The sequence below is a fragment of the Exiguobacterium sp. s95 genome (assembly GCF_018618655.1).
GTDB lineage: Bacteria > Bacillota > Bacilli > Exiguobacteriales > Exiguobacteriaceae > Exiguobacterium_A > Exiguobacterium_A oxidotolerans.
This window is the reverse complement of the sequence record NZ_JACSMM010000006.1, coordinates 54,609-73,368: the sequence shown is the minus strand read 5'-3', so window position 1 is coordinate 73,368 and position 18,760 is coordinate 54,609. Positions and strand designations below refer to the sequence as shown.

Annotated in this window: 15 protein-coding genes; 6 read left to right on the top strand and 9 right to left on the bottom strand. The window is 44.8% G+C overall.

Translation table 11 applies throughout. The features are described from left to right. Positions 1-19: 19 nt before the first annotated feature. The 3 genes from nagE to KNP99_RS10870 all read right to left on the bottom strand — a co-directional run bounded on the left by nagE (position 20) and on the right by KNP99_RS10870 (position 3,205). Positions 20-1,528: an N-acetylglucosamine-specific PTS transporter subunit IIBC gene (gene nagE, locus KNP99_RS10880; RefSeq protein ID WP_088836322.1), complete on the bottom strand. Its 1,509-nt coding sequence runs from the start codon at positions 1,526-1,528 to the stop codon at positions 20-22. Between the two features lie 159 nt (positions 1,529-1,687). Next, positions 1,688-1,885 carry a CsbD family protein gene (locus KNP99_RS10875; RefSeq protein ID WP_088836321.1) on the bottom strand — a complete coding sequence of 66 codons (198 nt, stop codon included), beginning with the start codon at positions 1,883-1,885 and terminating at the stop codon, positions 1,688-1,690. Between the two features lie 117 nt (positions 1,886-2,002). Continuing rightward, entirely contained in the window at positions 2,003-3,205 is a 1,203-nt protein-coding gene (locus KNP99_RS10870) for an ornithine--oxo-acid transaminase (protein ID WP_214805415.1), read from the bottom strand. A gap of 181 nt (positions 3,206-3,386) precedes the next feature. On the opposite strand from KNP99_RS10870, the gene KNP99_RS10865 reads away from it, so the two are divergent. Then, the gene (locus tag KNP99_RS10865) at positions 3,387-5,426 is read left to right on the top strand and encodes a sensor domain-containing protein (protein ID WP_214766723.1); all 2,040 of its coding nucleotides are present in this window, start codon (positions 3,387-3,389) and stop codon (positions 5,424-5,426) included. A gap of 411 nt (positions 5,427-5,837) precedes the next feature. Here the strand turns inward: KNP99_RS10865 and KNP99_RS10860 are convergent, their stop codons facing one another. Next, positions 5,838-7,235: a basic amino acid/polyamine antiporter gene (locus KNP99_RS10860; RefSeq protein ID WP_204251430.1), complete on the bottom strand. Its 1,398-nt coding sequence runs from the start codon at positions 7,233-7,235 to the stop codon at positions 5,838-5,840. A gap of 114 nt (positions 7,236-7,349) precedes the next feature. Between KNP99_RS10860 and KNP99_RS10855 the strand changes: the two genes are divergently transcribed. Beyond that, entirely contained in the window at positions 7,350-8,033 is a 684-nt protein-coding gene (locus KNP99_RS10855; RefSeq protein WP_088838422.1) for an MgtC/SapB family protein, read from the top strand. Between the two features lie 108 nt (positions 8,034-8,141). Further along, on the top strand, positions 8,142-9,776 hold the full coding sequence (locus KNP99_RS10850) for a peptide ABC transporter substrate-binding protein (RefSeq protein WP_214766725.1): 1,635 nt from the start codon (positions 8,142-8,144) through the stop codon (positions 9,774-9,776). 98 nt (positions 9,777-9,874) lie between these two features. Here KNP99_RS10850 and KNP99_RS10845 read toward each other — a convergent pair whose 3' ends face one another. After that, a complete protein-coding gene (locus KNP99_RS10845; RefSeq protein WP_088836316.1) occupies positions 9,875-10,132 on the bottom strand; it encodes a hypothetical protein in 258 nt (85 codons plus the stop codon). A gap of 248 nt (positions 10,133-10,380) precedes the next feature. After that, a complete protein-coding gene (gene ade / locus KNP99_RS10840) occupies positions 10,381-12,117 on the bottom strand; it encodes an adenine deaminase (RefSeq protein WP_088836315.1) in 1,737 nt (578 codons plus the stop codon). Positions 12,118-12,244: 127 nt separating this feature from the next. Between ade and KNP99_RS10835 the strand changes: the two genes are divergently transcribed. Together KNP99_RS10835 and KNP99_RS10830 are read left to right on the top strand one after the other, a co-directional pair. Beyond that, the gene (locus KNP99_RS10835; protein ID WP_088836314.1) at positions 12,245-12,784 is read left to right on the top strand and encodes a gamma carbonic anhydrase family protein; all 540 of its coding nucleotides are present in this window, start codon (positions 12,245-12,247) and stop codon (positions 12,782-12,784) included. A gap of 108 nt (positions 12,785-12,892) precedes the next feature. Continuing rightward, entirely contained in the window at positions 12,893-13,090 is a 198-nt protein-coding gene (locus tag KNP99_RS10830) for a hypothetical protein (protein WP_088836313.1), read from the top strand. 132 nt (positions 13,091-13,222) lie between these two features. On the opposite strand, the gene KNP99_RS10825 is transcribed toward KNP99_RS10830, so the two are convergent. Beyond that, positions 13,223-14,806: an ABC transporter permease/substrate-binding protein gene (locus KNP99_RS10825; RefSeq protein ID WP_088836312.1), complete on the bottom strand. Its 1,584-nt coding sequence runs from the start codon at positions 14,804-14,806 to the stop codon at positions 13,223-13,225. Further along, a complete protein-coding gene (locus tag KNP99_RS10820) occupies positions 14,803-15,930 on the bottom strand; it encodes an ABC transporter ATP-binding protein (protein ID WP_088836311.1) in 1,128 nt (375 codons plus the stop codon). Before KNP99_RS10820 ends, KNP99_RS10825 begins: the two co-directional genes overlap by 4 nt. A gap of 191 nt (positions 15,931-16,121) precedes the next feature. Here KNP99_RS10820 and KNP99_RS10815 point away from each other — a divergent pair, with 191 nt between their 5' ends. Then, the gene (locus KNP99_RS10815; protein ID WP_214802528.1) at positions 16,122-17,321 is read left to right on the top strand and encodes a LysM peptidoglycan-binding domain-containing protein; all 1,200 of its coding nucleotides are present in this window, start codon (positions 16,122-16,124) and stop codon (positions 17,319-17,321) included. A 121-nt stretch (positions 17,322-17,442) separates the two neighbouring features. On the opposite strand, the gene lysA is transcribed toward KNP99_RS10815, so the two are convergent. After that, positions 17,443-18,753 carry a diaminopimelate decarboxylase gene (gene lysA / locus KNP99_RS10810; protein WP_088836309.1) on the bottom strand — a complete coding sequence of 437 codons (1,311 nt, stop codon included), beginning with the start codon at positions 18,751-18,753 and terminating at the stop codon, positions 17,443-17,445. Between the last annotated feature and the right edge of the window lie 7 nt (positions 18,754-18,760).

Genomic DNA, 18,760 nt, shown 5'->3' with positions numbered 1-18,760 from the left:
GCGATGGTCTTTTGTTTACTTATTTTTGACGTTTCATGGCATCCGCGACGAATTCAACATCTGTCCCGATGATGATTTGGACGTTTGTCGCCCCCATCTTCATGACACCTTTTGCACCAGCGGCTTTAATCGCTGCTTCATCAATTACACTTGTATCTTTGACTTGTAAACGTAAACGTGTTGCACAATTATCAATCGCCGTCACATTTTCCGTACCTTGTAGACCTGCAAAGATTTTTGCTGCTTGTTGCTCATACTTATCATCTGAAACACCTGTTACGATACCCGTGTCTGTTACGAGCGATTCATCTTCACGACCTGGTGTTTTTAAATCAAACTTCGTAATCATGAAGTAGAACAGGAAGTAATAGATAACCGCGAACGCGAGACCAACCGGAATCAGCAACAACGGTTTTGTAGCGATTCCAAAATTCAAGGCATAGTCGATAAAACCGGCCGAGAATGAGAAACCATGCAATACTCCGATTAAATTGACGACGGCCATCGAAAGACCTGTCAAAACAGCATGCATGACATACAAGACGGGTGAAAGGAACATGAATGAAAACTCAATCGGCTCCGTAATCCCCGTTAGGAACGAAGTCAATCCTAAACCGATCATCGCTCCGGCAACAGCTTTTCGATTTTCTTTTCGTGCTGCCATCACCATTGCAGCAGCAGCTGCCGGTAGCGCAAACATCATAATCGGGAAGAAACCAGCCTGATAGATACCCGCTGTCGGATCTCCGGCAAAGAAACGGGCAATGTCTCCATTGACGATCGTCCCGTCTGCTTTTTCATACGACCCGAAGACGAACCAAAAAATATTGTTTAAGACATGATGAAGACCGACAGGAATCAAGAGACGGTTGAAGAATCCAAACAGTGCGGCACCGCCTGCTCCGAGGCTGACCATCCATTCTCCTGCACCATTGATCCCATCTTCGATGAACGGCCATAAGTAACCAAAGATAAAAGCTAAAACGAGCATGACAGCAGAGGTGATGATCGGAACGAACCGTCTCCCACCAAAGAATGCTAACCAATCTGGAAGTTTAATGTTATAAAAACGATTGTAAAGCAACCCAGCTGTAATTCCGGCAATGATTCCGCCAAATACAGCCATATTGACCATCGAACCGAGACTCGCCTGATTCGCAATCGCACTCAAGGTCGCACCGTCAGCTTTCGTCGAAGAGTCATTGACAATGGCCGCTATCGCATCATACTTCGCTTGAATTTGGGCGTTGGAATAATCTTTGTTCATTGAATCAACACCATTTTTTAAAACGAGATAACCAACTGCCCCAGCTAATCCGGCTGCCCCGCTGGCATCAATCGAAAGTCCGATTGCGACACCAATAGCGAAGATGAGCGGCAGGTTATCAAAAATTGCCCCTCCCGCTGCAACCATCAATGGGATATCCAGCATGTCTGCCGATCCGAGTCGTAAGACAATCCCTGCGGCTGGTAATACGGCGATTGGTAACATTAAGGCTTTACCAATCCGTTGAAGAAATTGCAACATACACTTCATCCTTTCTTAAGTAAATAATGATTTGTGATAGAACAATGAAAACGCTTTTACAACTGTTATTATTTCATATAAACATCTAAATGACTAGACCTTTATACAAATTTATTCATAAAAAAAGTACCCGAACGTTCGGGTACTTTCAGCCATGCATTAATGACGATTCGTATCCTCAAGATCTTGCTGGACATTTCCGACTGTCTTTTTCGCGCCGCCTTTTAGTTGATCTTTCTTCCCATCACGTTCTGTTGATTTATCCCCTGTTGCTTTACCAAGTGCCTCTTTTGCTTTACCTGCTGCTTTATCGACTGCACCATCGAGCTTTTTATTCAAACCACTGTTATCTGACATATTCATTACCCCCTATTTTTTATGCGAATAATAGTATTTTCCCACCTCTAAAAGAATCAAACATAAAAAAGAAAAAGACTTCCCGTCATTATCGACTGGGAAGTCTTGATCCCTCCATTATTGCGTTACTGAAGCGCCTAATACTTGTTCGATTCGTTCAAAGGCCCAGTCGAGCTCTTCTTTCGTGATGACGAGTGGCGGTGCAAAACGAATGACCGTCTCATGCGTTTCTTTACAGAGCAAACCTTTTTCTTTTAATGCTTCACAATATGGACGAGCCGCTTCTGTCAACTCAACCCCGATGAAAAGACCGCGTCCGCGGACTTCTTTAATGATTGGATTTTTAATTTGTTTTAGTTTCTCCATGAAATACGTTCCGAGTTCGAGCGACCGCTCAGGTAACTTCTCATCTTCAAGTACTTCAAGCGAAGCAACTGAAACGGCACATGCTAATGGATTTCCACCAAACGTTGAGCCATGCGAGCCTGGATTAAAGACATTCAGTACGTCCCGATTTGCCGCGACACATGAAATCGGGAAGACTCCGCCCCCTAATGCTTTTCCGAGAATATACATGTCTGGCGTCACTTCGTCCCAATCCGAAGCAAACCACTTGCCTGAACGTCCGAGACCTGATTGGATTTCGTCAGCCACGAGCAGGACGTTCTGCTCTTTACAGACAGCTTGGGCGTCTTTTAAGAACCCTTCGTACGGAATCAAGATTCCCGCTTCCCCTTGAATCGGCTCAACGATGAAAGCTGCCGTATTTTCAGTGATTGCACCTTTTAAGGCTTCCAGGTCACCATAGGGAATCGTTTTGATTCCAGGTAACAGTGGTCCAAAACCACGTTGGTATTCTGCTTCCGTCGACATGGAAACAGCAGTCATCGTCCGCCCGTGGAAGTTTCCTTCGCACACGATAATCTCAGCGTCGCCCGGAACCCGTTTTACTTCATACGCCCAACGTCGTGCAGCTTTCACTGCTGTTTCGACGGCTTCTGCACCGGTGTTCATTGGTAGAACCATATCTTTATTCGTCAACTTCGCTACTTTTTCATAGAAGAAACCTAACTGATCATTATGGAACGCACGTGACGTCAACGTAATCTTATCAGCCTGGCGTTTTAAAGCTTCGATGATTTTAGGATGACGATGCCCTTGATTGACGGCTGAGTAAGCACTGAGCATATCCATATACTGACGTCCTTCCGGATCTTTGACGAAGACGCCTTCCGCTTCTGAAATGACGATTGGAAGTGGATGATAGTTATGTGCCCCGAACTGCTCTGTCTGTTGAATGATTTTTTCTGTTTGATTCATAAATAGTCCCCCTTTGACTCTTTAGAAAACGCTTTCAAATCGATTATAACAGATTCCTCAAAATAATCTTCATACAAAAATTAAACATCTAAGAGGGTTTATCTGCATGTTGATTGAATATATTGGGAATAGACAAGACAACTGAACTATCAATTTGCGTAACAAGGAGTGTGTGCATGTAATGGACCGTTCGACCATTGATTCCTATGAAGTCGTCATGAGTAAGTTCCCCTTACCTGCCTTCATCTTAAATCTGGATTTAACCGTTCGTATCTGGAACCCTTCGGCTGAAGACTATTGGGGATGGTCTGCAGATGAAGTGTTAGGTCGAACACTTCCGTTATTAAATCCGGAAGACGTTGCTTTTAGTGAACAGATTTGGAAATCATTTTTAGAACGTCGTCAGGCCATTCAACTTCCGAACACGTATTTTTTACACAAAACAGGTACAAGCATGACCTCGACAATGTTGATCACACCACTGTTTGACGATAGCGATGAATACGTCATAGGTGCTTCTTTTTGTAGTCTTCCTTCAACCGCTCAACATTCTGGTACGAAACCGCTCTTTCAAGGATTGATGGACTTACGCTATGCGTTTGATCAAATCGCCTGTGTCCTCGTTTTGGATGCACGGGGCACTATCGCTTATGCGAACGCCAACATGGTCGATTTCACAGGTTTTTGTCCGAATCAGCTAATCAAGCGCCCTTGGACGCAGTTGCTCAGTGCAGCCGAAAACGAAGTATTGATGACCATCCGCTCGCAAATTAAACAAAAAAAAGCCTGGTCCGGAAAAGTACCGATTGAAACGTCATCGTCCGAAAAAAAGTTTCTCCAAGCGACACTTATTCCGATTTATGATGCGGCCGGTGTCCGGTTCCAACACCTATTTATCGGGACTGATGTGACCGAAACAACGCGTCTTGAAGAGGAACTTGATTTTCTAGTCCACCATAACGAAATGACGCACTTACTCAATCGACGTGGATTTTTAAGAGAAGGTGCAACAATGTTCAATCACGCTTCACCCACTCAGCCGCTCGCTTTAATCTTATTTGATATCGATCGTTTCAAAGTCATCAATGATTCGTTCGGAACGCACATCGGTGATCAACTTTTACAAGCATTAGCCATTCGTCTCTCACAGCAGACAGAAGGTACCTTAACCTTTCATCCAATGAGTGATTTATTCGGTCTACTCATTCCCGCTTCCGACAGAAATATGTTGTTCCAACTCGTCCGTAAGCTCCAACAAGTCATTCAACGCCCTTACTACATTAATGGTCATTCATTAATCATCTCCTGTACGTTCGGAATCACGCTCTATCCGTCAGAGGCCAGTTCACTCGAAGATTTATTCCGGCGATCAGAAATGGCACTATACTCAGGAAAAGCTGTCGGAACAGGAACGATTCAATATTTAACACATGAAATGGATCAACAATTTACACGAAAAGTACAGCTTGAACGTTCTTTATTTACAGCTTTGGAAGATGGCGCGTTCTCACTCGCTTATCAGCCAATCATCAACTTGAAAACGAGACGTGTGAATGGCTTCGAGGCATTGCTGCGTTGGAATCATACAGCACTCGGAAGTATTCCGCCGGCTGAGTTCATTCCGCTTGCCGAAGAAGTAGCACTCATCACACCCATCAATAACTGGGTCGTACTCGAGGCGTGCGAACAACTAGCCAAGTGGCAACAGACGATTGATCCTAAGCTGACGATGGCCATCAACATTTCCCCCCACCAGTTCCAAAGCGATTCCTTTATCCGGACGCTCCAACACTTGATTTCAAATAAAATAATCTCGCCTCGCTCAGTGACGCTTGAGATGACAGAAAACATCGCTATCCTACAAACGCAGCGAACACTCGAACGGATGCAATTGATCAAGTCACTCGGTTTCCGCCTGTCCATCGATGATTTCGGAACAGGTTATTCTTCACTTCAATATTTAAGTGCTTTTCCAATTGATGAACTCAAAATCGATAAAACTTTTATTGATGGGATTGACGTTGGAAATGTAGGATTATTAGATTCCATTATTCAACTAGGTCGGAATTTGAACCTTAATTTAGTTGCGGAAGGAGTCGAAACTTCCAGCGCTGAAGCGTATCTAAAAACAACATCATGTCAACAGATGCAAGGATTCATCTTCGCAAAACCTTTATCCGTCGACGAGGTCGACAAACGATTTAATTCCTCAACTAGCTGATATCGCTTGTTTAACAATACAAAAAGGGCTGACTCAAAAGTCAGCCCTTCAGCGTGTAGACAAATTATTAAGAAGCGCAAACATGCGGTATCGAGATGCAATCCGTTCGCGCTTCCCTGTCTCGCCTCGTCTTCAAAGCGGCAATCTTTCGCGCTCTAAACCGTCTCCATGCCCGGCTTTCCGTCACGGTGTTATCTAAAAAGCGTCACATTTCGTTGACTCCTATGGGGAAAAATGCGTTTTTGACGCACGTTCAGAGGCAGGCAAGACCCTGCTCGTTGTCCGCTAGGATCCAAGGAGCAACGGCTTGCGCCTCGCCCGAGGAAAGCAACGAAAAAAGATGCTTGATCTCCCGATAGCACGTTGTCTACAGTCGGAAGGGCTGACTCAATAGTCAGCCCTTTTTTACGATTACAACTGGATTTGACCAGCGATCATACCATAAATGGCGATCCCCGCTAAAATTACGAGCACACCGCTCGCGATCATCTCGTAACGTGACATGCCACTACGTTTTTGCTCACGTTCTGCTAACGAGTAGGCAATGATACCCGGAGCATAAACCAATGCTGCAATGACGATGTACCAAATACCCGACGCATACACGAGCCAAATCGAATAGAAGGAAGCAATAATAGAGAAAATCAACATCTTCGTATTGCGTTCCGCCTTAGAGAAACGAACGCTATAGATCGCCGACAACAAGTACGGTAAAAGTGCACAGATCCCGGCAATACTCGATAAAACAAGATACGTTTGGGCCGAGAACAAAGCAACCGCCGCAACGAGTTGTGTCGCAATTTGTGTGATAAGCAATGCGCCGACGGGTGCTCCGTTCCGGTTCGTCTTCGCGAACACTTTTGGAAAAGCTCCATCTTTTGCGACAAGATAGGAAATCTCTGAAGCTAAAATCGTCCAACCGAGCAAAGCACCAGACAACGAGATAATTAATCCAATCATGATGATGGTTGCACCGACCGGTCCGATTGCGGCTTCCAAAACATACGCCATTGTCGGTTCATTTAATCCGGCTAGTTGCTCTTGCGTCAGGACACCGAGTGATAACACTGAAATCAAGATGTAAATGACGAGTACGCCGACGAGACCTGTCACGGTCGCCTTACCGACATCACTCCGCTTGTTCGCACGTGACGATAAGACGACGGCTCCCTCAATCCCGACGAATGCCCAAAGCGTGACAAGCATCGTTCCCTTCACTTGTTCAAAAATCGATCCAAGCTCCGTTCCCTCTCCCCAAAAATTAAGATTGAACGTGCGTACATTAAACGCAATCCCAACGAGCAGAATGAAGATTAGGATGGGGACAAGCTTAGCGATTGTCGTAATCAAGTTAACGAGTGTTGCTTCTTTAATCCCACTCGAGACAATCCAAAACAGTCCCCACACGACGACGACACTCATCATCAATAAAAATAGTCGATTTTCCGCTGAAAAAATCGGGAAGAAATAACTGAGTGCATTAAAGACTAACGTGATATTCGCAACGGTACCGATCCAGGCGGATACCCAGTACCCCCAAGCGCTATTGAAACCAACGAAACGACCGAAGCCTTCTCGTGCATACGCATAAATACCACCTTCAAGCTCCGGCTTACTATTCGCCAAGTGCTGAAAAACTAATGCCAACATAATCATACCGAGCCCTGTAATGCTCCAACCGATTAAAATCGGACCAGCACTTGCTTTTTGAGCCATCGCTCCTGGCAGGTTAAAGGCTCCCCCTCCAACCATCGAACCGATGACCATTGCTGCTAATGCAAAAAAACCAATCTTTTGTTGATTCATGATGTAAACACTTCCTCCAAATCTGTATATCTATTCATATTAAACGTATATTCATTCGAAGACACAAAGTTCATTATAACAAAACCCACTTCAATGTAAAGAAAGGATTTGATGATGATGGCATGGGTGCATTCGTTCCAACTAGAGGACTTATATAAATTAATGATTGCCGCAACATTTGGAATCATTATCGGATTCGAACGTGAAGTCAAAAACAAGCCAGTTGGTATACGTACTAGCCTCGTAATTACCCTGATCAGTTGCCTGTTAACCATCGTTTCAATCAACTCCGTTATTTTTTATGAAAACATTGCTTCTCATGTCCAGATGGATCCGATGCGAATCGTCGCCCAAATCGTCGCCGGAATTGGATTCATCGGAGCCGGCGTCATCCTCCGACGTCCACATGATATCGTCAGTGGTTTGACGACAGCAGCAATTATCTGGGCAGCGAGCGGCATCGGGATTGCCGTCGGTGCAGGATTCATTATTGAGTCAAGCTTTCTCGTACTTTTTCTATTCGTTTCGCTCGAAAGTATCACCTGGATCATGAAACGATTCAACAACAGCCGGTTTGAAGCAAACGTCATCGTCGCTCATTTGACTTTACCGGAAACACTCGATGCAGAAACGGTTAAAAAAGCGCTCGAACAACAAGGGGTCCGGATTACGAATATTCGTTTACGCGGCACGCCACAGCAATTGACATTGCGGATGTACTCGCCTCACCGTGTCACGATTTTCATACTTTATGACTACTTGAAATCGCTCGGAATTGGGCAAATAGACCTTGATCAGTGAGAATTATCAGAAAATTTATGTTGCATTTTCATCCATTTTCACTTAAATTTACATTATGTTCAAACTTTTCTGAAATTATTTTAAATTAATCGGGGGGTCATTTTTCACATGAAGAAACAGACTAAAATCGCCTTTGCTGGCTTATCGAGCATGGCGCTACTCGCAGTAGCAGCTTGTGGTCAGGATAATGAATCGAACGGTAGCTCGTCATCAGATGGTAACAAAAAACAAGAAGTGACATTTATCTCTACAACGGATGTCCCACAACTCGATCCAACGAAAACGACGGACTCGACATCAATCATCGTGACAAACAACGTATTCGAAGGCCTTTATCGTCTGGATGGTGAAAATAAACCAACGCCTGGGATGGCTGAAAGTGTTGAAGTATCCGATGATAAACAAACATATACCTTCAAACTACGCAAAGACGCAAAATGGTCGGATGGTTCATCGGTCACAGCGGATGATTTCATTTACTCATGGAAACGTGCACTTGATCCGAAAACAGGTGCTGAATATGCGTACATCTTACAGGATTTAAAGAACGCCAATAAAATCATGGCGGGTGAAGCAGAACTCGACGAACTCGGCGTCAAAAAAATCGACGAACAAACACTCGAAGTTCAGCTCGAAGCACCTGCACCGTATTTCCTTGGTTTGACGAGTTTCCCTACGTACTTACCACTTAAGCAATCATTCGTCGAAGAAAAAGGCGACAAATTCGCGATGAATGTTGAATCGATGAACTTCAATGGACCTTTTATCTTGTCAGATTGGCAATCGAACGCCGGATGGACATACAAAAAGAATCCAGATTACTGGGACAAAGCAAACGTCAAAATGGATAAAATCGATGTGAAGGTCGTAAAAGAAATCTCGACCGGCGTCAACTTATTCGAGTCAAAAGAAGTTGATTTCGCACCGATCACTTCTGAATTCGTTTCACAATACGAACAGTCAGAAGACTACAAAACACGTCCAGACGCACGGATCAATTTCTTACGCTTCAACCAGAAAAATAAAGCACTTCAAAATGAGAACATCCGCAAAGCCCTTGCACTTGGTTTCGAGAAGCAAGGCATCACAGATGTCATCCTGAACGATGGATCAGAACCTGCGAACTTCATCGTCGCAAAAGATTTCACGTTCACACCGGACGGCGAAGACTTCCGTGCGAAATACCCAGACCTTCAAAGCTTTGACGCTGCAGAGGCGAAAAAAGCCTGGGAGGCCGGTCTAAAAGAGTTAGGTGTTAAAACAGTTGAACTCGATATGCTTTCACGAGATGAGGATGCCTTCAAAAAGGTATCTGAATTCTTAAAAGGTGATCTCGAGAAGAACTTGCCTGGCTTGACGGTCAAAATCAAGCAACAACCGTTCAAAAACTTCCTTGATCTTGAGTCAAAAGGTGACTATGACATCTCCGCTGCCGGCTGGGGCCCTGACTACCAGGATCCAATGACGTTCCTCGACATGTGGTTAACGGACGGAAGCTTTAACCGGATGAACTACTCGAATAAAGAGTTTGATCAACTTGTTAAAGATGCGAAAAAAGAAACAGATGAAGCAAAACGTTGGTCTGATCTTCAAGAAGCTGAAAAAATGCTTCTCGCAGAAGATTATGCAATTGCTCCAATCTATCAAAAAGGTGAAGCTTACTTGCAACGGGCTAATATCGACAAATTATACCGCCACCCATTTGGTGCTGACATGAGCTTTAAATGGATGGAAGTTAAGTAAGTAACATATGAAATCCAAAAATCCATTCCGGTGGGTTTTTGGATTTTTTTATTTTGTAAAACAACAAAGACCCCTTCTGCCGGAGCCGTCTGGGGTCTTTACTGTGCGATTTGTTTATAGAATTCAATTTTTTCATGTTGTCCCTCTTCTACTGCTCTGAAAAACTCGGCGAAAAATTCATACAACACCGTTCGCTCTTGATAGGTCGGACCTGCTTGACGGATGACAGAAAACGCAAGGTTTCGCAGTTGACGTTTTGTTCGACGCCGCTCTGGCAACTCATGAAATTGGTCGATAAACGAGCGATAGACGCAAGCAATCAGTTCTTGATGTCCTTCAAAATACGATTTATCCATACGATCCTTCCTTTCTTTTTTCTTTTATATTTTACGAATCAAGGGTTAAAAAGTTTCACTAAAAGTGATGTTTTTCACAGATGATATAAAAACAACTATAACAAGGATCAGATAATGATTCAACTTGGAAAATATTAAGTTTCAATAACAAATGTAAAGGAATGATGGGATTTGAGGCGGGAAGGAAATCAATAAAGCAGGTGAACACTAGTCGTAGTGAGTGTTCACCTTTTTTAATTCGTGTTTCTTTATTTTGGGGCCTGCGTCTTAATATGTTGGAAGGTTTTGACGTCAAACAGTCCGCTGTCCGTCAATTTCAAGTTCGGAATGACGGGTAAGCAAAGGAACGACATCGTCAAATACGGATTGAATGAACGATCCGCTTCTAGTACATCCAGTGCATCGTTTAACTTTTCTAACGTAGCTCCGACTTCCTCGAACGGACGACTCGTCATCAAACCGGCGATCTCAAGTGGCAGTTCTGCCAAGACGTCCTCACCTTTGACCGCGATGACGCCTCCCCCCGCTTTAACGAGACGCTCTGCTGCAAGCTTCATCTCCGCATCTGAAGTACCGACGATGACGAGGTTATGTGAATCATGGGCGACCGTCGCGGCAATCGCTCCACGTTTCATACCGAATCCTTGGACAATGCCAACTGCTGAGAAGTCTGTTCCGTTATGGCGTTCGATGACAGCAATCTTTAATAAATCTTGCGCTGTATCCTGCACAAACATTCCATCGACGACGGGCACATCCAACACGAGATGGTTCGTAACAATGCTTTTCGGAATAACTCCGATAACATTTGCTTTCGGGTGCGCGAGTGGCAGTTCAAACACTGTGTCCGTGATTTCTTTCGTTTTTAATTCACCGCGCAAATTAGGTGGGACCGTTACTTTTGGAGACGTAATGATTGTTTTACCATCCCGAGCGACCGGTTCGCCTTTTACGAACACTTCACGAATCACTACACGATCAGGATCCGTCAAAAGAACGTAATCCGCCCGGCGTCCTGGGACGATTGCCCCGCGATCTTGTAATGCATAGGCATTTGCTGCATGGAGTGATGCCATCGCATATGCCGTTTCCCGTTTAATCCCATGCTCGATCGCATAGCGCACGTTGTAGTCGATCGTTCCCTCACGTAATGTATCATCCAAATGTTTATCGTCTGTACAGAATAAGAAGCGACTCGCATTGCTTTCCGTTACGGCATCAAGTACTTCTTTTAAATTCCGGGCTGCCGATCCTTCACGGACTTCGACATACAAACCTCTGCGTGCACGTATGAGCGCTTCTTCTTTCGTAACCGCTTCATGATCCGTCCGGATGCCGGCAACCCCGTAGATATTGACTTCACGTGCACCAAGACCTGCTGCATGACCATCAACGAGCTTTCCTGCTGCTTCAATCTGCTCGATTTTCTGTAGCATGTCCGCATCGGCACGTTCGACCGCCGGGTAATCCATTACTTCTCCCAAGCCATGGACACCCGGATGATTGACGAACGGTACTAAGTCGGCTGCCTTTAACGACGCCCCTGCGTGTTCGAACGACGTCGCCGGAACACAGCTCGGTAACATCATCCGTACATCAAGACGAAGCTGTTCCGCGTCATCTAACATGAACTGTAGACCGTCCGCTCCCTTGACGTTAGCAATTTCGTGTGGATCGGCGATTACCGTCGTCACTCCGAGCGGTAAGATGGCCTGTTCATATTCACTCGGTGTCACCATCGAAGATTCGATATGGACGTGTCCATCGATGAAACTCGGTGCGATATATTGATCCGTTCCATCAATGTTCTCTTCACCTTCATAGCCGTCCCCAACGGCGGCGATGTAGCCTGAATCGATTGCGACATCCGCTTGATAGGTCTCACGTGTCATCACATCAATGACCTGAATGCCTTGATAGACAATTGCCGCTTTCTGTTTTTTCGCAGCAATCGCGATAAGTCGTGCTCGAACTGTAGTATCCATCCTATATCCTCCTATAATGACCGGTATTTTTACCATCTTACAATTAGATTGTAAGCAGTTGCAATTTATTTTTCGGGAGTTCAAGATAAAAGAGGTAATTCTTAATCGAAAGTGAGGACAAGCAATCATGAAGTATCGCGTCGGAAACTTAATTCCAAAGGTCGATCCAAGCGTATATATCGCAGACGGTGCAAAAGTCATCGGTGAAGTCGAGATCGGGAAAGATTCAAGTGTCTGGTTCAACACCGTCATCCGCGGGGATGAAGGGCTCATCTCAATCGGGGAGCGGGTTAACATTCAAGATGGTTCGATGATTCATCAATATGAGGAATACTCAACGATTATCGAAGATGATGTCACGATTGGACATATGGCCATGATTCACGGAGGCATCATTCGAAAAGGCGCATTAATCGGCATGTCAGCCACAATTTTAGACGAAGCAGAAATCGGAACCGGTTCGTTCGTCGCTGCCGGTAGCCTCGTTCCACCTAAAATGGTCGTCCCTCCGAATTCGCTCGTCATGGGCGTCCCTGCAAAAGTCATTCGCGAAATCAATGATCACGACCGGTTCATCATGGAGCGGACTGTCAAAAAATATATCAAGCGCGGACAACAGTACGCTGCTGATTGTGTACCTTTATCTGAAGATATGACAGCCTTGTGAAAACACTTACAATATTCACCTGTTTTTAACATTTCCCCTCTCGTTCGTTTACATGTTGCGCGTACACTAAAGGTGTAGCACATGAATCGAGATTGAGGGGGATATGAGATGATTCCATTATTCGCAGAGCGATTGATGTCTGATTTATTTTTGTCGACGAGCAATCCAAGTTATGGTCTTCCTACATTACCTGAACACGAAGCAGATTGGTTGACGATTGAAGTCCAACAGCGTATTGTTAATGATGCCGAGCAAAAATCTTTGAGTTCAGGAACAACTCAACCAAGAGAGGAAGAACGTGTATGATTCAGCAAAACACCGTTCGCGCTTGGCTCGCTAGTCGAATCAAAAAATAATGATCTTATTTTCCAAAACGATATAGCGCGTCAGCGCGCATATAAAGAGCCGAAGCGGATTCCCGCCTCGGCTCTCTTTTTATTATTTTTTAATCATACCTTCTTCAATCAAGAACTCACGTGCGACATCTTCTGGTCGTTCTTTTTCGACGTCAGCCTTAAAGTTCAATTCTTGCATCTTCTCATCCGTGATTTTATCTTTTAACATATTGAGAACTTCTTTTAATTCTGGATGTTCATCCAACGTTTCTTGACGAACGATTGGGACCGCGTAATACGGTGGGAAGAATTCTTTATCATCCTCAAGGACCGTCAAATCAAATTTCTTCAACAATCCATCTGTCGAAAAACTATCGATGACGTTCGTTTTTCCATTCGTCAATGCCGTATAACGAAGCCCACCATCAACAGGCTGGACATCTTTGAATTTCATGTCCGGATATTTCTCTTTCAAGCCAAGGTATCCGTCTTCACGATTCGCGAACTCAATTGTTGAACCAAGAATCAGACGATTACTGACAGCAGCCATATCAGAGACTGTTTTCAAATCATATTTTTCGATGTCTTCTTTTGTCATCGCTAATGCGTACGTGTTATTGAAACCAATCGGATCGAGGACATCGACCTGACTTTTCGCTGGAATCATTTTTTTAACTTTTTCATACACGACTTCTGGATCCGTTTCTACTTCTTGTTTGAGTACATCGATCAGAAGCGTCCCCGTATAGTCTACATACGCGTCAATTTCTCCAGTCTCAAGCGCACCATAGGCAACTTTTGTACCACCGAGGTTTAATTGACGTTCAACTTCTAAGTCGGTCTTATCTTCGATTAAATCAGCCAACATGTTCCCTAAAATCAATTGTTCCGTAAAGTTCTTTGAACCGATGACGATTTTATCCGGCTTCAAGAACGAATACGCAACCGTTCCACCAATTAATAAAACGACGATACTCGCAATTGCGATTTTCTTACCAGCCGACATCGCTTTGCGACGTTTACGTGTCCGATTTTTGACCCGTCCGTCTGCCAGCTTAATTCCGTTTGGTGCGACCGAATATTCAATCCGGCTGACGATGAAGTCAATCGCAAGCGCTAAAATACCTGCTGGAATCGCACCGGCTAAAATCTGATTGTTATCAACGGTTTGAATACCGGAGAAGACAAGATAACCAAGTCCACCGGCACCGATGAACGCAGAAATCGTCATCAATCCAACTGCTGTAACGGCAGAAATCCGAATTCCGGCCATCATGATCGGTAGGGCAAGCGGAATTTGAACCTTTCCTAAAACTTGTCGTTCGGTCAGTCCAATCCCTTTTGCAGCTTCCAACATATCTCCCGGAATACTTGATAAACCTGTGTACGTATTTTTGACAATCGGGAGTAATGAATACAAGACGACCATGATAATCGCCGGTGTCGAGCCGATCCCGATGAACGGAATCAAGAAACCAAGTAACGCGAGACTCGGAACCGCCTGAACGACACTCGTCAAGGCGAGGACTGGTTTAGCGAACCGTTGATAACGCGTAATTAAAATACCGAGCGGAATCCCTAAGATAACTGCGATGACGACCGCAAATACGGTCAGCTGTAAGTGTTCAAGTAATAAGTTCCAGATTTGATCAGTGTTATTTTTTACATAGTCAAAAAATCCACTCATTGCACTTCCTCCTCCTGAATGAACTGCTCACTCAAGACGGAAAGCAAGCTACTTCGTGTAATCAAGCCGCGTAATTGACCGGCTTTGTTCGTTACAGGTAAATAACCTGTTTCTTCATGGTTCATTACTTCTAATACATCAAGCAGTGAATCCTGTTCATCGACGGCAACAAGTTCACCTTCCATGATTTCTTCAATTCGTTGACTCTTATCTGAAACCGTTTGGATGTTTTTCAATTTAACGATTCCCTGTAATGTACGATCACGATCTGTAATCAGCAGGCTATCCACTTTTCGTCCACGCATGATTTCTATCCCTTGCAGCAACGTCCGCTTACCACTGATTGAGACGGGATCTTCAATCATGATATCTTCTGCTTTAATGAACGCCGGACTACTCCAAATTTTATTTTTTCCAATGAATGATTCAACATATTCATCTTTTGGATGTCGTAAAATTTCTTCGGGTGTATCAAATTGAACAATTTCCCCATCACGCATGATACATATCCGATCGGCTAGCTTGATCGCTTCATCCATATCATGGGTGACGAATACGATAGTTTTCTTTACTTCTTCTTGGAGATTAAATAATTCTTCTTGGAGGTCGTTGCGGGTAACGGGGTCGAGCGCACTAAACGGTTCGTCCATTAAAATAACATCTGGATCATTCATCAATGCACGGGCAAAACCGACACGTTGTTGTTGTCCACCACTGAGTTCGCTTGGGTAACGGTCAATGAATTGTTTCGGGTCGAGGCCGACCATTTGGAGAAGTTCTTCTGTCCGTTGATCCATTTGATCGTGATCTTTTCCTTCAAGACCGGCAATCAATTGAATATTTTCACGAACGGTCATGTGTGGGAATAGACCGGTTTGTTGAATGACGTAGCCCATATGGCGTCTCAGTTCAATCGTATCCGTCTTCATGATGTCCTTCCCATTCACTAAAATCGTTCCTGAAGAGGGCTCAATCAAACGGTTGATCATCTTGAGCGATGTTGTTTTTCCACAGCCACTCGGACCGATGAATACAACGAGTTCACCCGCTTTGATTTCTAGCGTTAAGCCTTTTAAGACAACATTGTCCTTAAATTGCTTCCCGACATTTTTAAATTCGATCATCCATATTTCACTCCTTTTACTATTTCCATATATTATGTTTTCCCTATTTTTTTTGAATTCAAACAATATTTTTCGTTTTTTTGTTTAAATCTCGAAATAAACGGGAATTGTTCTGTTTTTTTGTTAAAAAAGGGTAATGATAAGTAAAGCGTTTGCGGAAGTGTCAGCGGACTGAAAAGGAGGAAATCATAATGCGAAAAAAATGGCTTCGGTTACTTGTTGTCTTGTTACTGATGTTCATTCCATTATCCAGTTATCAGCTACCAGTCGAAGCAGCTAGCTCAACATTCATCACGAAAGGTTCGACAACGAACAAAGTGGTGGCATTGACGTTCGATGACGGGGCGGATGGTACAAACATCGGTAAAATTCTCAGTATCTTAAAAAGTAACAATGTCAAAGCAACCTTCTTCCTGACCGGTGCCGGTGCCGCGAATCACCCACAGTCGATCAAAAATATCGCGAATGCAACACCGACGCATCAAATTGGAAATCACTCCTACAGTCACCCCGATTTTACGACTTTGTCTGCAAGTCAGATGACAAGTGAATTGACACGGACGGAAAGTCTGCTTAACTCATTAACGGGACAGACAACAAAACCAATTTTCCGGGCTCCATTTGGTGCAAGCAACAGTGCTGTTTTAGCAGCCGTCGGTAATGCAGGTTACACGAAAACGATTCAATGGAACATCGATACGACGGACTGGAAAGGAATCAGTTCTACCGCAATCTTGAACCGCGTCATTCCGAACATCGTTCCGGGATCGATTGTCTTAATGCATACGGGTGCCGGTGCATCCGGAACCCCAACCGCCCTTCCTTCAATGATTACGCAACTGAAAGCTAAAGGGTATACGTTCGTTACGGTTTCTGAATTACTGCAACTCCCGACTTCAGGTAGTAAAACGTATACCGTCAAGTCTGGCGATACGCTCTATAAAATCGCAAACCTCTATAACATTTCTGTCAGCGCTTTAGCTAAAGCAAATAACATCACCAACTTTAACCTGATTTCTGTCGGACAAATCTTGACGATTCCCGGTACGTCGACGACACCTCCCCCAAGCTCAACGACTTCTTATACCGTCAAAAGCGGGGATACACTCTATTCTATCGCTCGGAAGTACGACGTTTCCGTCAGTGCACTCGCTTCAGCAAACAACATCACTAACCTCAATTTGATTTCTGTTGGTCAAGTGTTGAAAATTCCCGGTACGTCAACAACACCTCCCCCAACAACGACTTCTTATACCGTCAAAAGTGGAGATACGCTTTATGCGATTGCCCGTAAGTACAATGTGACAGTCAGCTCGCTCGCAGCAGCGAATAAGATTACGAATGTCAGCTTGATTTCAATCGGACAAGTATTGGTCATCCCATCCAAATAATTTGACTTGATGTTCCCTCAAAACGTTTCGAAACACCATCTTTCGGCAGATAAACCTGTTTCCTGAAATTTAAAACAGCAAGCCTTCCTCGTTTCGGTCGACGGGGAAGGCTTGCTGTTTATTAAGATCGTACGTTTTCTAGACCGAGATCACACGTAACGAGATCCGCATATGTTTGGCGTCGGACGACTTCCCGCGCTTCCCCTTGATTGACGAAGACGACTGCCGGACGTAAAAATTGATTGTAGTTGCTCGCCATCGAGAAATTATAGGCGCCCGTCCCGAAGACCGCCAGCGTATCCCCGCTAGCCGGTTCCGCCAATTGCGCTTTTTCTGCGACTAAATCGCCGGATTCGCAAGCAGCACCAACGACCGTCACTTCGCGCAGCGTTCCTGTCACCCGATTGGCGATGACTGTTTCGTAGACTGCACCGTACAGCGCAGGACGGATATTGTCTGCCATGCCGCCATCAACAGACAGATACGTCCGAACCCCTTGGACTTCTTTAATCGCCCCGACCGTATAGAGTGTCGTCCCGGCATTCGCGACAACCCACCGCCCTGGTTCAATCCCAATCCGTGGACGTTCGATTCCAAGTCGTGTCGACTCTTCCTCGATGATTGCCATGACATGCTCCATCGTCTGTTCAAAATCAAGCGGGACATCGTCTTTCGTATACGCAATCCCGAATCCACCGCCGACGTTGACTTCGCTCGCCGTGAATTCCGTTTCTTGACGAATCGTTTCGACAAACCCCATCATCGTCCGCGCCGTCCGCTCGAACAACGAAAGATCTTGGATTTGTGATCCAACGTGACAATGAATACCGAGCAGGACAAGATGTTCCGACGCTAAGATTGCCCGAACGGCTTCAAGATACGATTCATCATGGGTCGAGAATCCAAATTTCGTATCAACGCCGCCCGTCTGAATTTTAGTATGTGCCCCACCGATGACCTGGGGGACGATTCGAATCAATACGTTTACCGTCTGACAAGCATCTGCTGCAATTTGTTCGAGCTGTGCAATCTCACCGTAATGGTCGATGACGATTTTTCCGACGCCTTCTTCGACGGCATACCGTAAATCCTGCGTCGATTTGTTCGAGCCGTGGAAATAGATCCGTTCTGCCGGTACGCCCGCTTGACGCGCGATGTAAAGCTCGCCCCCCGTCACGACATCGATTCCGAGTCCGTGACGTACGACTTGCTGATAGACGGCACCAATCGTCAACGCTTTTGAAGCAAAGGAAGCATACGTATTCGGATATTTCGTTAAGAAACCATCTCGTACGGTCGCTAAACGGTCTGTCAGTTCACGCTCTGCCATCACGTAAAGGGGTGTTCCATATTGTGCTGCTAAATCTGTTGCTGCGACACCATCGATTTGAAGCGTGTTGTCTTGTTCCGTCAAATACGAGCTTCCGTACATAAATAGT